Annotated in this window: 11 protein-coding genes; 4 read left to right on the top strand and 7 right to left on the bottom strand. The window is 40.6% G+C overall.

What is annotated here, in order from left to right:
- The first annotated feature begins 19 nt into the window (after positions 1–19).
- Together CLI64_RS08055 and CLI64_RS08050 are read left to right on the top strand one after the other, a co-directional pair.
- Positions 20–235 (top strand): hypothetical protein, encoded by a 216-nt coding sequence (locus CLI64_RS08055; RefSeq protein WP_103136728.1) that lies wholly within the window; start codon positions 20–22, stop codon positions 233–235.
- 15 nt (positions 236–250) lie between these two features.
- Positions 251–1201, top strand: coding sequence for a ribonuclease Z (locus tag CLI64_RS08050; RefSeq protein ID WP_103136727.1), 951 nt, complete (start codon positions 251–253; stop codon positions 1199–1201).
- Between the two features lie 117 nt (positions 1202–1318).
- Here the strand turns inward: CLI64_RS08050 and CLI64_RS08045 are convergent, their stop codons facing one another.
- From CLI64_RS08045 to CLI64_RS08020, 5 genes are all read right to left on the bottom strand, one after another.
- Positions 1319–4483 (bottom strand): GAF domain-containing protein, encoded by a 3165-nt coding sequence (locus tag CLI64_RS08045; RefSeq protein WP_103136726.1) that lies wholly within the window; start codon positions 4481–4483, stop codon positions 1319–1321.
- Between the two features lie 494 nt (positions 4484–4977).
- Positions 4978–5715, bottom strand: coding sequence for a peptidylprolyl isomerase (locus tag CLI64_RS08035; protein ID WP_103136724.1), 738 nt, complete (start codon positions 5713–5715; stop codon positions 4978–4980).
- Positions 5716–5895: 180 nt separating this feature from the next.
- Entirely contained in the window at positions 5896–7425 is a 1530-nt protein-coding gene (locus CLI64_RS08030) for an HlyD family efflux transporter periplasmic adaptor subunit (protein ID WP_103136723.1), read from the bottom strand.
- A 160-nt stretch (positions 7426–7585) separates the two neighbouring features.
- Complete coding sequence (locus CLI64_RS08025) at positions 7586–10627, bottom strand: peptidase domain-containing ABC transporter (RefSeq protein WP_103136722.1); 3042 nt, start codon at positions 10625–10627, stop codon at positions 7586–7588.
- Between the two features lie 157 nt (positions 10628–10784).
- On the bottom strand, positions 10785–11387 hold the full coding sequence (locus CLI64_RS08020) for a helix-turn-helix domain-containing protein (RefSeq protein WP_103136721.1): 603 nt from the start codon (positions 11385–11387) through the stop codon (positions 10785–10787).
- Between the two features lie 1108 nt (positions 11388–12495).
- Here CLI64_RS08020 and CLI64_RS30685 point away from each other — a divergent pair.
- The gene (locus CLI64_RS30685) at positions 12496–12651 is read left to right on the top strand and encodes a hypothetical protein (RefSeq protein WP_157943214.1); all 156 of its coding nucleotides are present in this window, start codon (positions 12496–12498) and stop codon (positions 12649–12651) included.
- A gap of 162 nt (positions 12652–12813) precedes the next feature.
- Positions 12814–14166 carry a tetratricopeptide repeat protein gene (locus CLI64_RS08015; RefSeq protein WP_103136720.1) on the top strand — a complete coding sequence of 451 codons (1353 nt, stop codon included), beginning with the start codon at positions 12814–12816 and terminating at the stop codon, positions 14164–14166.
- Between the two features lie 56 nt (positions 14167–14222).
- On the opposite strand, the gene CLI64_RS08010 is transcribed toward CLI64_RS08015, so the two are convergent.
- Positions 14223–14966 carry a peptidylprolyl isomerase gene (locus CLI64_RS08010; RefSeq protein ID WP_103136719.1) on the bottom strand — a complete coding sequence of 248 codons (744 nt, stop codon included), beginning with the start codon at positions 14964–14966 and terminating at the stop codon, positions 14223–14225.
- 64 nt (positions 14967–15030) lie between these two features.
- The gene (locus CLI64_RS08005; RefSeq protein ID WP_103136718.1) at positions 15031–16536 is read right to left on the bottom strand and encodes an HlyD family efflux transporter periplasmic adaptor subunit; all 1506 of its coding nucleotides are present in this window, start codon (positions 16534–16536) and stop codon (positions 15031–15033) included.
- Positions 16537–16539 lie beyond the last annotated feature (3 nt).

Below are 16539 nucleotides of genomic sequence, written 5' to 3'. Positions count from 1 at the left end.
GCTCATTTGCATTCTCAGTATGTTTATCAATCCCCTTCAGGTAGCATTCGCAACTTATCAGCCACCCGATGATCAAAAACCGCCAAAAGATTCCTCTGATGCTTTAAAACTCAAGCCGTTAATTAATCAAAACATAGATAAGTTTCCCTTACACCGCCAAACCCCTAAACCAGTTGTAAATTTGCTGAATAATCATGCCACTATAGAAGACAGAGCTTTAAATTCAGCAAAGTAAAGGCTAGAAAACGCTGTGCAGATCACATTTTTGGGGACAAGTTCCGGTGTACCTACAAAATCACGTAATGTTTCTAGTGTCGCCCTCAGATTACCGCAGAGGGCAGAATTTTGGCTATTCGACTGTGGTGAAGGTACTCAACACCAACTTTTGCGGAGTGAACTGAAAACTAGCCAAATCTCTCGCATTTTTGTCACCCATATGCACGGCGACCACATTTTTGGGTTGACGGGACTTTTGGCTAGTTGCGGTTTGGCGGGAAATGTGGAAAGAGTTGATATATACGGGCCACCCGGACTAAATGACTATCTCCAAGCAGCTTCTCGTTACTCCCATACACATTTTTCCTACCCGATTAAAGTTCATACTGTCCGTCCTGGTGTCATCTATGAAGATGAAGAATTTACTGTGACTTGTGGTCTTTTACATCACCGGATCACAGCTTTTGGCTATCGGGTAGCCGAAAAAGACCGCGCCGGACGTTTTGATGTAGAGAAAGCTAAAAGCTTGCAAATCCCCCCAGGAAGAATTTATGGTCAACTCAAACGGGGTGAGACTGTCACCTTAGAAGATGGGCGAGTCATCCACGGTACGGAATTATGTGGCCCTACGGAAATAGGGCGTAAAATTGCTTACTGTACAGATACGATTTATTGTGATGGTGCAGTGGAATTGGCACAGGATGCTGATGTATTAATTCATGAAGCTACTTTTGCTCATCAAGACGCAGATATGGCTTTTCAGAGACTACACTCAACAACCACAATGGCAGCACAAACAGCATTAACTGCGGGTGTGCGTAAATTGATCATGACTCACTTCAGTCCACGCTACGCCCCTGGTAATGTCGTGGAGTTAAAAGATTTACTCAAAGAAGCCCGTGCTATTTTTCCAAAGACAGAAATGGCTTATGATTTCATGACTTATGATGTTCCGAGGCGGCGAGAACTGGCTTTAAATAATTAAAGATATGGGAATGGGGCATAGGGAATGGGGCATGGGGCATTAAAGTAAAATCTACCTTGTCTCCCATTCCCAATTCCCGATTCCCAATTCCCAATTCCCAGTCCCCAATCCCCAATCCTAAGCTGCTACCTGATGAATTGGTAACTCAACAACAAATTCTGTACCTTTACCTAGTTCAGATTGACAGTATATCTTGCCTTTGTGTTTATCTGTGACAATTTGATAGCTGATAGAGAGTCCTAATCCTGTACCTTTACCGACGACTTTAGTAGTAAAAAATGGATCGAACAAGCGAGACAGCACCTTTTCATCCATGCCGTGTCCATTATCTGCAATCCGAATACTGATCCAGTCTTGATTGACGCGGGAAGTAGAAATACGGATTTCGCTGGGATAAGCTGCGATCGCTTCTGGTTTTCCTTGGGTATGACGTTCTTCTAGGGCATCAATGGCATTAGATAAAAGATTCATAAACACTTGGTTGAGCTGACCAGGATAGCATTCTATCTGGGGCAGATTGTCATAATCTTTGATGACATGAATTACAAGATTATCGGATGAGGACTTTAAACGGTGTTGCAAAATCATTAATGTGCTATCAATGCCTTCGTGAATATTGGCGACTTTAAAGTCAGCTTCATCTAGGCGGGAAAAGTTTCGCAATGAGGTGACAATTTCACAAACTCGCTCAGTACCTACCTTCATTGACTGGAATAATTTTGGTAAGTCGTCAAATAAAAACTCTATTTCGGCTTGCTTGAGAAACTCTAGAATCTCTGGTGCAGCATGGGGGTGATAACGTTGATAAAGTTCTACACAGTGCAGTAAATCTTGGGTGTATTGGTTGGCGTGTTCTAAGTTACCGTGGATAAAATTGATGGGATTATTAATTTCATGAGCCACTCCAGCTACTAGTTGTCCCAAGCTAGCCATTTTTTCAGCATGAACAATTTGCATTTGAGCTTTGCGTAGTTCTTTTAAAGTCTGCGCTAGTTGATTGGCTTCTTCACGGGTTTGACCGAGTAAACTAGATTGTTGAAACAAGTTAGCTTGACGCAATGCAACGCTCATTTGAGCCGCTACTTGGGTGACAAATTCTAATTCACTATCGTCCCACTGACGGGCATGGGTGCATTGATGAATACACAACAATCCCCAAAGTTCATCACCTTCTTTTAAGGGGACGACAATCTGGGCTTTGACTTGGAATTTTTCAATGATATCTAAATGGGGTACTTTTGTCCCGACACTGTTGACATCAGAGATCACTTGCACTTCCCCTTGACGATATTGGGGTGCGAACTGATCGCCAAAACAGTAGTCTTGCACCTTGACTGCAAGGGCAGAATTAAACTTAGGTACTACATCTTCGGCGATGAATTCACCACTGCAAAAACCGACATGGGGATCAAAACGGAAGATTCCCACTCGATCTGCTGCCAGCGATCGCCTAATTTCTTGAACCATGCTTTTGAAGATGGTGTCTAAATCCAAAGATTCGCGGATTTTGACGACTAAATCAAATAAAATGCGGCGTTGTTCTGCTGATTGATGCAGTTCATCCACACGAGTTTGAATTTGCGTCACCATTTGGGAACTTTGCAGTGCTACTCCTAGTTGACTAGCCACCTGTCCTAAAAATTCCACTTCCACATGATCCCACTGACGGGGGGCAGAATGTTGATAGACAGCTAGCAATCCCCAGAGATGACGACCGACGAAAATCGGATTTAATACATAGGCGCGAATCTTGAACTGTTCTAAGATATCTAGGTGACAACGCGAGTGTCCGACTTGGTAGATGTCGTTAACTGCGAAATTTTCATTGTTGCGGTAACGTCCGCCTTTAGTTTCTTGTAGGTGGGTGTCTTCCCAAACTAGATTTTTACCAAAGGGATTGATACTATCCCACTGGGCTTCTACCATGCCAAAATTACTGACAAATTCGCCACTCCAGTCGGGATTAAAGCGATAAACGGCGACACGCTCAACTTTTAGTAGTTTACAGACTTCTTGACAAGTGGTTTTCAAAATCAAATCAATATCTAGGGAAGAGCGGATTTTGCCCACTACTTCCGTCAGGGCGCGTTGACGAGCGATCGCATCTTGGAGGGCGATCGCTTGTTGTTTGGACTGTGCAAAGTTCTCGGCTTGCTGAATCGCCACGCCTAATTGCGCCCCTACCTGTCCTAAAAACTCAATTTCGTAATTTGCCCATTGGCGGGGGCCAGAATGTTGATAGGCGGCGATTAATCCCCAGAGTTTTGCGCCGGTGAAGATGGGTGCTAAGACATAAGCCCGAATTTTAAATTGCTCTAGAATGTCAATGTGACAGCGCGAATGTCCAGCTTGATAAATATCATTGACAGCAAAACTTTCGTTATTGCGGTAGCGTCCCCCTTGGGTTTCTTTGAGATGGCTATCTTCCCAAACCATATTTTTGCCAAAGGGTTGGATTCTGTCCCATAGGGGTTCTACTATCCCAAATTGACTGACAAATTCACCACTCCAGTCGGGATGAAAACGATAGACTGCGGCTCGTTCTAGCTTCAGTAGTTTACACAGTTCTTGACAAGCCGTGTTGAGAATAATTCCCGTATCTACAGAGGAGCGAATATTGCTAACAACTTCTGCTAAAGTCCGTTGACGGGCGATCGCATTTTGTAATTCAGTGGTGCGTTGTTTGGTTTCTTCCAGTATTTCTGCTTGCTGCATCCCCACACCCAAATGACTGGCCGCCTGCGCTAAGAATTCCACTTCATGGGGATACCATTGTCTAGAGGCAGAATGTTGATAGGCAGCGAGTAAACCCCAAAGTTTAGCACCCACAAAAATCGGTGCGATCGCATATGCTCGAATCTGAAACTGTTCTAATACTTCAATATGACAACGGGCGTGACCTGCACTGTAAATATCAGCCACAGCAAATGGTTCATTCTTCCGATAGCGTCCCCCTTGAGTTTCTTGCAGATGGGAATCTTGCCAAACTAAGTCCTGGCCAAAAGCAGTCATTGTATTCCACGGAGATTCTGCAAAACCAAAACGATTGATGAAACTACCACTCCAATCAGCATTAAAGCGATAGATGGCGATGCGCTCAATTTTCAATTGCCGACCAATATCTTGACAAGAAGTCGAACAGAGAGATTCTAAGCCCACAGATGCCCGAATTTTTGCTAAAATTCTCGCCAGAATTTTCTGGTACTGCGTTACTAGCTCTAACTGTTGACAACAGTCTTGCTGGTTTGATTGGTGGTCAGTTTCATAATCGTTGATGGTCATAATTGCAGAGTATATTAAACACTTTTATTTAGTGTTCCCACATTCACTCACACTTGTTTCTTTGATTACAGATCACAATGGAAAATATAACTTAGTAGTGATGACGATTTTGAGCAAATCTGTTATGTCATCAGCAAAAATGAGTGATAACCAAGCTTTAAGGGACTTCCAAATAAAAAAATATACAATTACTGTGGTGAGCAGGGGGGCAGGGAGCAGGGGGGCAGGGAGCAGGGAGCAGGGGGAAAATAAAAATATTCTCTCTCGGAAATTGGATAATTTATTTTCTGGAAGTCCCTAACCTACGGAAACGACCAAAAGTTAACCCTTGCGGGTTTACAAACATTATCAATATAAGTAATGAGACAGAATTAATTACACAACTGATTTTTCTGTTCCCTGTTCCCTCTCTCAACGAGTGAATTTAATTTTGTCCGACTACTTATTAATGAGGATCTTGATCAACCAGCCCCTACTCATTGAACTTCAATCCTTCAGTTCAATTCAGCGACAACTTCGACGCTATTGATTTGCTCTGCTAACCAAACTGAGAATAACTCTCTAGTAATTTGCAACCGTCGCTGTTCATCTAATGTGGGAGTAATAATTTCCTCGACAGCAATGATATGTACACCTTGGGGTGTAATGATGGGTTTGAGAACTTGGGGAGGAGTAGCAGCAAAAACCGCCGCCGCAATTTCTGGGCGAAAATCTCGCCGATAACGAATTCCTTGATATCCACCTGCACGCCGAATCTCTGGGCTTTGGATGTATTGACGAGCAATTTCTTGAAAGCTAATTTCACCTTCTTTTAAAGCATAAAATAACTCTAAAGCTAAATCTTCATCATCTAAGATAACTTCATAAGTTACAGCCCCAGCATAATCAATTTTATGAGCATAAAAAAAAGGTTCAATCTTATCAGCAAATAAATGATTAGCTAATTTAGCAGAGAGTAAATTAGTTTTCGCCATATCTTCAAAGTCATCTAAAGAAAGATAATGTTTATTCAGCCAATTCCAAGTATCTTCTGCCTTGAATAATTGGTAAGTAAAACGCAGACCATCAGCAGCTTGTTGTAACTCTTCTATAGAAACTTCAATCCCCGCTTGGGCAGCAGCCTCCGTAATAATTCTGGCAGTAGCGATCGCTTCTAAAAAATTCGGAATTTGACAAGATAATTTCAGATGATAAACAATATCTGCAACAGATAACTTGATCAGCTTCGACATGATACATTCTCCCTGATAATTATTGGTGGTGATTATTGATTGGGAAATGGGGCATGGGGCATGGGGCATAGGGCATGGGGAATTGAGGTAAAATATTCCTTGTCTTCCTTGTCCACCTTGTCCCCGATTCCCAATTCCCGATTCCCGATTCCCGATTCCCGATTCCCCATTCCCAATCCCCTAAAGTTCCAAACCGCCTTTTTGCAACTTCTTGAAAGGATCTAAGACAAAATCTATTACCCGACGTTGACGGATAATGACTTCGGCTGAGGCTGTTTGTCCTGGAGTGAGGAAGATACGTTTGTTACCAGCTTGGATATAGGGTTGGTCGATGGTGATATCCATTTCGTAGGTTTCTGTATTACCTTGGCTGGTGGTTTGAATTTTGGAGTCGGGAGAAATCCAACTGACGCGCCCTTGAATGATGCCGTAATCTTGGAAGGGATAGGCATCAAACTTGATTTTAACTGGCATTCCTACCTTCAAGAAACCGCTTTGTTGACTGGGCATTTGCGCTTTCAGGATTAAAGGTGTATTTTGGGGTGCGATTTGGGCAACTATCTGGCCTGACTCAACTACGGGGCCTGGTTTATCTATGGGTAGGTCAAAAATTGTGCCATCAATGGGCGATCGCACTACTCTTTGTTGTAGTTGTAGTTTTAAGGATGCAATTTTACTCTTACTTTGGGCAATGTCTGATTGCAAGTTAGTAATTTGTCCTTGCAAATCTTTTAGCTGTTCTTGGCTTTTTAATACTGCTAATTTACCAGCTTGGACAACGCTTTGATAACTACTGAGTTGTTCTTGCAGACGCAGTTGTGCTTGGCCAATTTCGGCTTGAATTTGACTAATGGTGGCTTGATAACGACTCTGTTCTTCTCTCAAACGCAACTGTGCTTGCATTATCTCTGCATCAGCTTGCAGCAAAGAGCGTTGACTATCTTCAGCAGAGTTTTCTAATTCCACAATTTTAATTTGGGGAATTGCACCTTGGCTTAACAAATGGCGATAGCGTCCCACTTCTCCTAAATCTCGCCGCAAACGCCTTTGTGCTAACTGCTGAATAATTTGAGTGGATTGAATTCTTTGTCTAGCTTGTTCTACTAGAGCTTGTTTTTCCAGTTTTTGTAAATTATAGGTACTTTGTTTAGCATCTAAATTCTGTTGGGCTTGATTCACCTGTGCCATTTTCTCCAAAGCTTGGGCTTGATTTTGCTGTTCTTGGATATTAATGGCTAGCATTAGTTGATTTTTGAGTAATTCCTGCTGTGCTTGGCGATTAGTGAATCCTTCTAATTGGGTTTCAGCTTGTTCAAGTTCTTTTTGTAAAACATCAGCATCTAATTCTAATAAAACTTGCCCAGCTTTTACTGTCGCCCCTTCTGCCACATTGACAGTTTTCACTCTCCCAGGGACGACGATACCTAATTTTTGGGTTGCGCCTTTGGGTTCTAAACGTCCTCTGGCTGTGCCGGTTTCATCAACTTTACTCAGAGAAGCCCAAGGTAGAACAATCACCGCAAAGCTAATTAAGAGATACAGCATGGAACGAGTCCAACGCTTGGGTACAGCATCGAGTAATTCCTCAGTACCGTAAAACCAATCATTAGTCTCGTTGATATCTGATGTTTGCTCATTGAAGACATAATGCAGTTCATCCGCCTGTGGTGTGACTACTACGGATGATGAGTTGTGGGATATGTGTGGCATAAATTACTTTGAGGGAGTGGAGGCTGAGAATTGGGAATTGGGAATCGGGAATTGGGAATCGGAAAAATCTTTCCCGATGCCCCATGCCCCATGCCCCATACCCAATAACCGATGCCCATTTTTTGCAGATTTCCCAGTGATACCCAAGGCAACTAACTAGTTACAAATTAGTTGCCAGTTGTTGTTGATTTAGGTAAAAGTAATGGCCTTTTCGTGTGATTAGTTGATCGTGAGTACCGCTTTCGACTAGTAAACCACGATCTAAAACTAGAATTAAGTCTGCGTGACGCACGGTGGACAGGCGGTGGGCAATAATGATGCTGGTGCGTCCTTGAAGAATGGTTTTGAGGTTGTTTTGAATCAGGCGTTCGGATTCGGAATCGAGATGGCTGGTGGCTTCATCTAACAGCAATAGTCTAGGATCGCCTACTAAAGCACGGGCTATGGCTAGGCGTTGGCGTTGTCCGCCAGATAACATTCCGCCACCTTCACCAATTTCGGCTTCGTAACCCATTGGCAATCTTTGAATGAAATCGTCAGCCCCAGCTAATCGCGCCGCCGTCATCACTTGTTCTAAACTGGCTTCAGGGTGGGCAACGCTGATATTTTCGCGGATTGTACCGCCAAATAAAAAGGTGTCTTGGTCTACTACACCGATTTGAGAACGGAGCGATCGCAGGGCTATACTAGTCACATCGTGGCCATCAATTAAAATTTTGCCATCTGTCGGTAGGTATAGACCCAATAAGAGTTTAAATAATGTGGTTTTCCCTGAACCACTGCGCCCGACTACGGCCACGGTTTGTTCTGGTTGGATTTCAAAGGTGAGATTTTCTAAGACATTAATATCGCTCTCTGGATGGTAGCGAAATGTGACATTTTCAAACCGGATATGACCCCGTAGTCTGGGTAAAATTTGCCGGGGATGGTGGTGTAAATCTTCTTCGGGTTCGGCTTGCAAAACATCGTTGATACGTTCGGTGGAAATCGTCACTTCTTGTAACTGATTCCACAACACTACTAGGCGTTGAAAGGGTCGAATAATGTTACCCAACAACATATTAAAAGCTACTAACTGACCGATGGTCAGTTGATTTTGAATTACCAACCACGCCCCTAACCACAGTAAGCCGGTTGTGACGACAGTTTCAATCCCAGAACTAAAAATCTGCAATTGATTACTGATAATCTGCCCAGCAAAGGTTTTTTTAATCACATGATTGAGCAATTCTTCCCAACGCCAGCGCACCGTCTGTTCAATGGCCATTGAACGAATTGAACGAATCCCCGTCAAGGATTGAATTAAGTAACTGTTCTCGTTGGCGGTAGCACTGAAAACTTCTCGGCTGATGCGGCGCAAAAATGGTGTGGCGACAACTGCTAATAATACGAATGGTGGGACAATGGCTAAACTGAATAATGCCATTGCCGCACTGTACCAAAACATTAGCCCCACGTAAACAAACACCGTCAGTAAATCCAAGATGATTGATAGGGCTTCCCCAGTCAAAAAACGCTGGATTTTTTGGTTTTCTTGGACGCGGGAGACGATATCGCCGACATAACGCGATTCAAAAAACGCTAACGGTAAACGGAAGGTATGTTTAATAAAACCTACCAGTAGAGATACACTAATACGGTTGGCTGTATGGTCTAGTAAATATTGTCTGAGTCCATTGACGACGACGCGAAATAAGCCAAAAATCACCAAACCTAAACCGACAGCGTTTAATGTGAGCGTGCTACCTTGGACAATTACTCTATCTAGCAATAACTGGGTAAATAAGGGTGTAATTAGTCCCAACAACTGAATTAACACCGAAGCTGCAAACACCTCTAGTAGTACCCGTGAGTGGGGTCTGACTAACTCAAACATTTGCCAGAATGGGGTACTAGCTTCTTCCGCTTGTTGGAGTTGGCTAGTAGGTTGCAGTAACAACGCGTAACCAGTCCAACCGGTTTTGAATTCGGAAGTGCTGAGGGTGCGTTGTCCGATGGCGGGATCGCAGACAATAACGTGTTTTTTGGTGATGGCGTAAACTACGATGTAGTGCTTATTTTCCCAGTGGGCGATCGCAGGGAGGGTTTGTTGTGCTAATTTATCCAAACTAGCTTTGACTGGACGGGTGGTAAAACCAAGGGCTTCGGCGGCGGCTGTTAAACTTTTGAGGGATGCACCGCTACGTCTGACGTTAGCTAAATCTCGGATGCGATTTACACTGAAATTTTTACCCCAGTAGCGGCTAATCATCACTAAACAGGCTGCGCCACAGTCCGCCGCACTTTGTTGTTCAAATAAGGGATAGCGTTGAGTAATGCGTCCCCACCAATGTCCGACTTTCACTTTGGGACTGGGAAAATAGGTGCGTCGGGACTTGGGTTTGTTTTGAGGGGGGGGTTGTAGAGACGCGACAGAACGCGTTTCTACAACCGGGGATGGGGAGGGGTTACTTTCAATACTAGCACCAGATTCTGGAAATTCTCTTAACTGCGGCCAATATTCTAGGGCTATTTGCCAATGGTTATTTGTGAGAGCATAGATAACTGCTGATTGTGTAACTTGCCAATTACCTACGTTTCCAGATGTGGTAATTGTTCCAGGGGTAAACTTGTGTCCTTGTGCATCTGTTAATTCTCCTCGCTGCAATACCCATAGTTTTACATCTTGCAAAAGTGACGGAGGAAGTGAACCACTAGCTAAAGTATGACGATCAAATAAAAATAACGCTCTTAAAGCATCATCCACAGAACCGTTTTCTGGTAATAGGGAATTTTGGCTACAAAAAACCAATAAATCCCAAGTTTCGGCTTGTTTTTTCAGGCGATCGCCAATGCTAAGATGTTCACTAATCAGTGGTTGTAAAGTTGATTGTGGCAAGTAAGCTAGTTTTAAATTCACAGAAGCCCTAGCCACATAAGGACTAAATTCTTGTTCAGGAAATAAAGTTAATTGACCAAAAGATGAGCCTGTAGAGAGAGTGGTGATTAAGTTCAACGAACTATCCAGTAATCTCACCTTTCCCCCAAGGATAATATATATTCCCGCCCCATCTGTCCCAGCTTGCCAAAACTGTTTAGCTATCGGCGGTGCAATTATTTCTAATCTTTGGATGCAGTCTGTTATTTCCTTTTCTGACAGCGACTCACCCAAGGTCTGGGTGAGTTGTTGGGCTAAATATTGTTGAGAAAAACCTGACGACATGAAATTAAAATGCAAAATAATCTAAGAAAAGGCTTGCGCCTAAAGAATTCAAAATTGGGTATTAGGCATTGGGCTACAAACAGCAAAAGCTCAAAGGTGAAAAAAATATTTACATTTTACTTCCCCCTGCACCCTGCTCCTCTGCCCCCTGCCTTCTTTATCCTCTAGCTTCTATCCCCACATTAAATGACCAATTAATATGAGGTTCCGATTGAGTTGATAAGTCAGAAATTGAGATATTATTGTCCTGAATTAGTTCATTTTCTAGATGGGGTTTATTCTTTGGTTTAGTTGAAAGTCCCATTTGTTTTAGGAGGCGATTGATATGGCGATCGCTAATACTAATTCCCAATTCTGAGGCTAAATGTTTGCTTAACCATTGGGCTGTCCAATTGGTGAAAGCGTAGCCATAATCACGGGGACTATTACTAACTAATTCTTTCAATCTGTCTATGTATTGATTGTTGACAATTTTCGGTCTACCAATGGGACGCTCATTCCATTTGTGTGCTAAACCTGCTTCTGCTATGCCAATCCAGTAGCGCGCCATTTCTTGAGAACAACCAAGTTTTTCACAAATTTGACTTTGTGATGTTCCCATATCTGCCAGTAGAATGATTTCAATACGTTTACGATATTCTGGCTGTAAATTAGTTTGTAAATTTTTGAGCAAGGCTTTACGTTGGAAGGGAGTTAAAAACTTGCTCTCGTGCAAGTCATAGTGTTCAATAAGTTGTTCTTGACGAAAATATTCAGACATAATTACTACCAGGTCATGTCTCATGTAGATTTAGGCAAAATCATTCATTTTCATCAAAAAAATTGGTTGAAATCTGAAAAATCTACCTCAAGTCTGATGATGATTTTGCTATTAGGATGTTGTTAAAACCTGGAATGTAGGTAAAGATTCACGTAGTGAATGTTGAAGTTAATCAGAGTGTAACTACAAATCAGAGAGATATCTAGCGATATGGCAATACTAGTAAATCAATCGTCACTAATTCGACAGTTAAGAGTCAAATTTTTAATTCACCTGGCAGAAGTTAACTCAAAAGTGACAGTCTCTCGATTTAGTCATTTAACCTACTGCTACTTTTTTAGAAATTTTCTGGCAACTAGTCAATAGTTTTTATCCAAAAAAATTTAAGTTCATGATAATTTCATAATATCTTTAAGAAAAGTTTATTATCAACCAATGATTCACTAGAATATTTTTTACTGATTAAATTTATTCTGATATAAATAATTATTTAGTCATAATCACGGTTGAAAAATCATTGTTTTAAGTCTAGATATTCGAGTGCTGAGTAGTGAGTGCTGAGTAAAGAGTAAAAAGTAAAAAGTAAATTCTGCACTTAGCACACTGGTTATCTCGAAAACTCAACACGGATATTGGTGTTGGGTTTCCTTACGTCAACTCAACCTATAATTTTTTGCAACATTTTAATCGTGTCACGCCAGTAGGGTGTGTTAGACGTAAGCCGTAACGCACCAAAGGCCTTGGTGGTAGTTGCTGTACTCTCACTGCTAACACAACAGCAATATTGTAAGAGGAAAATTCACACTGCAATTTGCCTCCCCTACGTATCTATTCAAAAATCAAATATGAGTCCTATAGAGATGGGAATGTAAGTAAAGATAGCTGAAGTAAATTAATTTTGCTTTATTTTTGATTCACTTCCTAGCAAAAATTTTAAAACTCATCGATTTTCTAGGGAAATTTTGGATAGAAAATGTAAGATTTATGTACGTTTTACAGTCAAACAATAATTGAAATTAATAGAAAAATCGGCAATTATATTCACAGGAAGAGACAAGCAAAAGTCAACTTCCAAACATAACAAATTCATTAACGAGGTAATAGTTCAATGGCTGAAATTAAAATCAACAAACTCACCATCGCTAACCAAACAGAAATGGTTGACCTCAAAAAAGAAGCTGAACAAGGTAACTCTGAAGCTATTCATGCTTTCATCAGCTTGCGTGGTGGAGCTGCTTGCAAATGGCAAGTACAAGAATGCTAGTTTGATAAAACAAAATACTTGATAGTTATTTCTATAGTAACTAACATCAAGTAGCTGTTTTATTTAACGAAATTTATTTACTACAGTAGCACTATTAAAATGTTTTCATAGTGTTACTGTGGTTTTTTGCACCGAAATTTGTAATTAATCAGATAAAAGTTTATGTCTTTGCTAGATAATTCATTTACTACTTGGGTTAATCGCCCCTATTTCGACTTAGGAAAGTATAACGCAGGTGCATTACATATCAAAGCGATAGAGTTCAGCTATAATAACCTCATCGCAGATTTAAATTGCTCGGAAAAATCGATATTAATCAACCCAGTTACTATTATTCATCCCATTTCATTTCGGGAATCTTTAATTCGCGAATCTGGTTTATTTCAATACCAGATAAACAACCCATTAGAATTAGCTGATGAGTTAAGGAATGAGCGATGGCAGAATTTGTGTAACTACTTAATTCATTATCAAGAACTCTCACTTACTACTCAGCTACGAGTTTTATATCTCCTATCAAATTTATGTTTACATCATGCTGTTCTAGAATATGCACCAAAGTTTTCTAATTCAGATATTGCTGATTGTTTAAACCGTGCCAAAATAGCTTATTGTCGGGCGATGTCTGGTTTAATGGCTAGGTCTGACGGTGGTAGTATGGAGAATCTTCAGGAATTTGAGATTATTGCTAATCATACACCTCCAGGGAGCAAAATTCGCTTGAATGCGGCTATAGAGTTAGTAGCTTTGTCTGCTAAGACATTCCGTGATTTAAACGCTACTCAATTTTGGAGTTCCCTAGCAACACAGGAACTAAAAAATCTTGCATCTTCTTTGGATGATTTTAGCTATAAACAAGTTACTAGTATCTACTATCGTGCAGTTGTATTTTTACCTCTGCTGCAAAAAGATAAGGAAGGCGTAGTGCGGGAAATGGATTTATGTGAATCTTTAGCAGAGAGTTTAACTCACGCATATAAGAATGAAATAGAGCGAATTACCGCACATGAAAATTTAATTACTGTGCTTGAAAGTCGTACTAAAGAAGCATTATGGTTAGGTGATATTGACTTAGCTGAAGCAAGGGCTAAAAAGATAGTGGAAATGGAACCATTCTATTCTCGATATCGTCTACAATTGGGGGAAATCTTCATCAAACAGGGTAAAATTGTAGAAGCTGCTCAAATGTATCGTTCAGCTGCTAGACTAGGGCCACCAGGAACTGCGATCGCTTGGTTTATGGCTGGTCAATGTTACGAAAAATTAGGTGAATTAGATATAGCTTGTGATTGTTATTTAGCTTCTATTCAGATGGATTCACTGGCTATTTCTGCGGTGGAAAGACTATATAATTTAGCTCCACGTTTGGGTAATTCTGCTTTGCTAAATTGGAGTAATATTCGTCTATCAGAATTACGAGAACAGCAAAAAGCTATAGCCAGTCAACCCAGAACCTCTTACATCCCAGAAGCATCTTCTGCGTTGAAAAAAGCGGGAGAACCTGTGATGATTTAGCAGATATCAAGATCCACGACTTCTCAAAGAAGTCGGGGATCTAGCAACCCCCCAAATCAACTTCCATCAAGCTGAATATTACATTCAACTTGTAGGCTTTGTAAATTTAACCATTCATAGTATAAATGTGCAGCGATTTCTTGATGTAATTTATCATCTAGTTGTCTTTGCACAATCTCCTCAACGAAAATTAAATGCACACCTTTAGCTGTCACAATTGGCTTTAAGATTTGCGGTGGTTGAGACGCAAAAACAGCAGTAGAAACTTCTGGCGTGAGATTTTGACGATTAACTAAACCTAAATATCCACATTTACGACGTAACTCCGTATTTTGAATATATTTGTAAGCCACATCAAAATAACTCATCTCATCTGCTTTAATTGCATAAAAAAGTTCCCAGCCTAAATCCTCATCATCTAAGATAACCTCATACATCACCGCACCTAGATAATTTGATTGATGTGCATAAAAGTAGGGTTCAACTTTATCTGCGAACAAGTGAACAGCTAACTTCCCAGATAATAGACTTGTGTAGACAATATCTTCAAAATCATCTAGAGATAAATGATGTGTCGTTAACCATTGCCAAGTTTCTTCCGAATTTAACAGATTATTCACTAAGCGCATTTGATCTGCGGCTTTTTGTAGTTCTTCTGATTCAATTTTAATCGCTGCTTGTTTAGCAGTATTTTCAATTATTTGGCGTGTGATAATCTGTTGAGTTATTTCAGGTATTTGACATGACAATTTAACTTGTCGCAGGATATCTTTGTTAGTGATAGTGATAGGGTATGACATGGTATTTTGATATTGTGTGGTAGGTCAATAGTCAGTAGTCAACAGTCAATAGTCAAAAAAATTATCACAGCTTTAAACCGCCTGTTTGCAGTTGCTTAAATGGATCAAGGATAAAATCAATCACTCGGCGTTGGCGTACAACTACCTCAGCCGTGGCTGTATCACCTGGACGCAAAGGAATGCACTTATTACTACTCTTAATACAGTGCTGTTTTAAAGAGATTTCTAAGTTATAAACAGCAACTTTACCAGTAGGAGTGTCAATTTCTGTAGTAGAAGGAGAAATAGCTAATATTTCTCCTTCTACTACACCGTAATCCTGAAAAGGATAAGCATCAAATTTGAGTTTGACTGGTAAATTTTTCCGCAAAAAACCGCTTTGTGTAGTAGCGATTTGCGCGCGCACAATTAATGATGCACCAACAGGCGCGATTTCTGCAATCATGGTTCCTGGTTGGACTACCGCACCAACTTGAGAAAAGGGAAATTGAAAGATATTTCCACTTTCTGGTGCTTTTAGTTCCCGTTGTGCTAAATGAATATTTAAGGATTCTATTTGTCTTTGAGTTTGAGTAATTTCTGCGTCTAGAGTGGTAATTTCTGTTTGCAGATTCTTTTGTTGTTCTTCAATTCGCAATAAGGCTAACTTAGCAGAACGATTTAAAGTTTGGTAGCTGCGTTGTTGTTCATCGAGACGTAACTGTGCTTGAGTAATATCAGCCTTTCCTTGCTTGACAACTCGTTCATAACTACTCTGTTGTTCTGTGAAACGTAATTTGGCTTGTTGAATATCTGCTTGACTTTGTTCGTATAACTGTTGCTTTTCTTTGGCTAATTCTTGCTTTTCCACGAAGTTAATTTCTGGGATGACTCCCTCTTGATACAGTTTACGATATCTGGTTTCTTCTTTTTGCGCGATCGCCAAACTACTTTCCATTAATTTACTCGCTGTTTTACTATGCTCAAAATTTTGCCTAGCCTGATTTAATTGAGCTAGTTTTTCTGATGTTTGCAACTCATAAGTGTTTTTCAAAGCTAGTAAGTTTTGTCTAGCTTGGTCAATTTGTGCTTGCTTTTCTAAAGCTTGGGATTGATTTTGTTGTTCTTGCGTTGTCAAGGCGACTACTAACTGATTTTTAGTGGAATTTAATTGCGATCGCCTGTTTAATTGTCCTTCTAATTTATCTTGTATCTGCCGCAATTCTGTTTTAATTAAATCTGCATCTAACATTAATAAACTCTGTCCGGCCTTAACTTGCTCACCTTCCTTAACTCGAATTTCCGTAACTTTACCAGACACAGCACTATCTAATCTAATTGTCTTACCTTGAGGCTCAATTCTACCTCTAGCTGTACCTGTCTCATCAACTTTAGATAACATTGACCAAGGTAAAACAAAAGAAACAACCAATATTAAAAAATACAGTAATCCCCTCGTCCAAACTTGAGGTAAGCTATCCAATAATTCTTTAGTAGCAACAGACCAATCTGCATTTGTTTGACTGATGATTTCGGTTAACTCATTTTGATTATTGTCTTGACTTTTTATGTCATTTATTACATCTGTCATATT

Origin of the sequence: Nostoc sp. CENA543 (genome assembly GCF_002896875.1) — a bacterium.
In the GTDB taxonomy this organism is placed as follows: Bacteria; Cyanobacteriota; Cyanobacteriia; order Cyanobacteriales; family Nostocaceae; genus Trichormus.
Note: the sequence above shows the minus strand (reverse complement) of the source record. Positions and strands in the feature narration are given on the sequence as shown.

Bases quoted from the DNA above. Each gene is read 5' to 3' on its own strand.
- CLI64_RS08055 (WP_103136728.1), top strand. From the start codon at position 20: ATGTTTATCAATCCCCTTCAGGTAGCATTCGCAACTTATCAGCCACCC.
- CLI64_RS08045 (WP_103136726.1), bottom strand. From the start codon at position 4,483: ATGACCATCAACGATTATGAAACTGACCACCAATCAAACCAGCAAGAC.
- CLI64_RS08035 (WP_103136724.1), bottom strand. From the start codon at position 5,715: ATGTCGAAGCTGATCAAGTTATCTGTTGCAGATATTGTTTATCATCTG.
- CLI64_RS08030 (WP_103136723.1), bottom strand. From the start codon at position 7,425: ATGCCACACATATCCCACAACTCATCATCCGTAGTAGTCACACCACAG.
- CLI64_RS08025 (WP_103136722.1), bottom strand. From the start codon at position 10,627: ATGTCGTCAGGTTTTTCTCAACAATATTTAGCCCAACAACTCACCCAG.
- CLI64_RS08020 (WP_103136721.1), bottom strand. From the start codon at position 11,387: ATGTCTGAATATTTTCGTCAAGAACAACTTATTGAACACTATGACTTG.
- CLI64_RS30685 (WP_157943214.1), top strand. From the start codon at position 12,496: ATGGCTGAAATTAAAATCAACAAACTCACCATCGCTAACCAAACAGAA.
- CLI64_RS08015 (WP_103136720.1), top strand. From the start codon at position 12,814: ATGTCTTTGCTAGATAATTCATTTACTACTTGGGTTAATCGCCCCTAT.
- CLI64_RS08010 (WP_103136719.1), bottom strand. From the start codon at position 14,966: ATGTCATACCCTATCACTATCACTAACAAAGATATCCTGCGACAAGTT.
- CLI64_RS08005 (WP_103136718.1), bottom strand. From the start codon at position 16,536: ATGACAGATGTAATAAATGACATAAAAAGTCAAGACAATAATCAAAAT.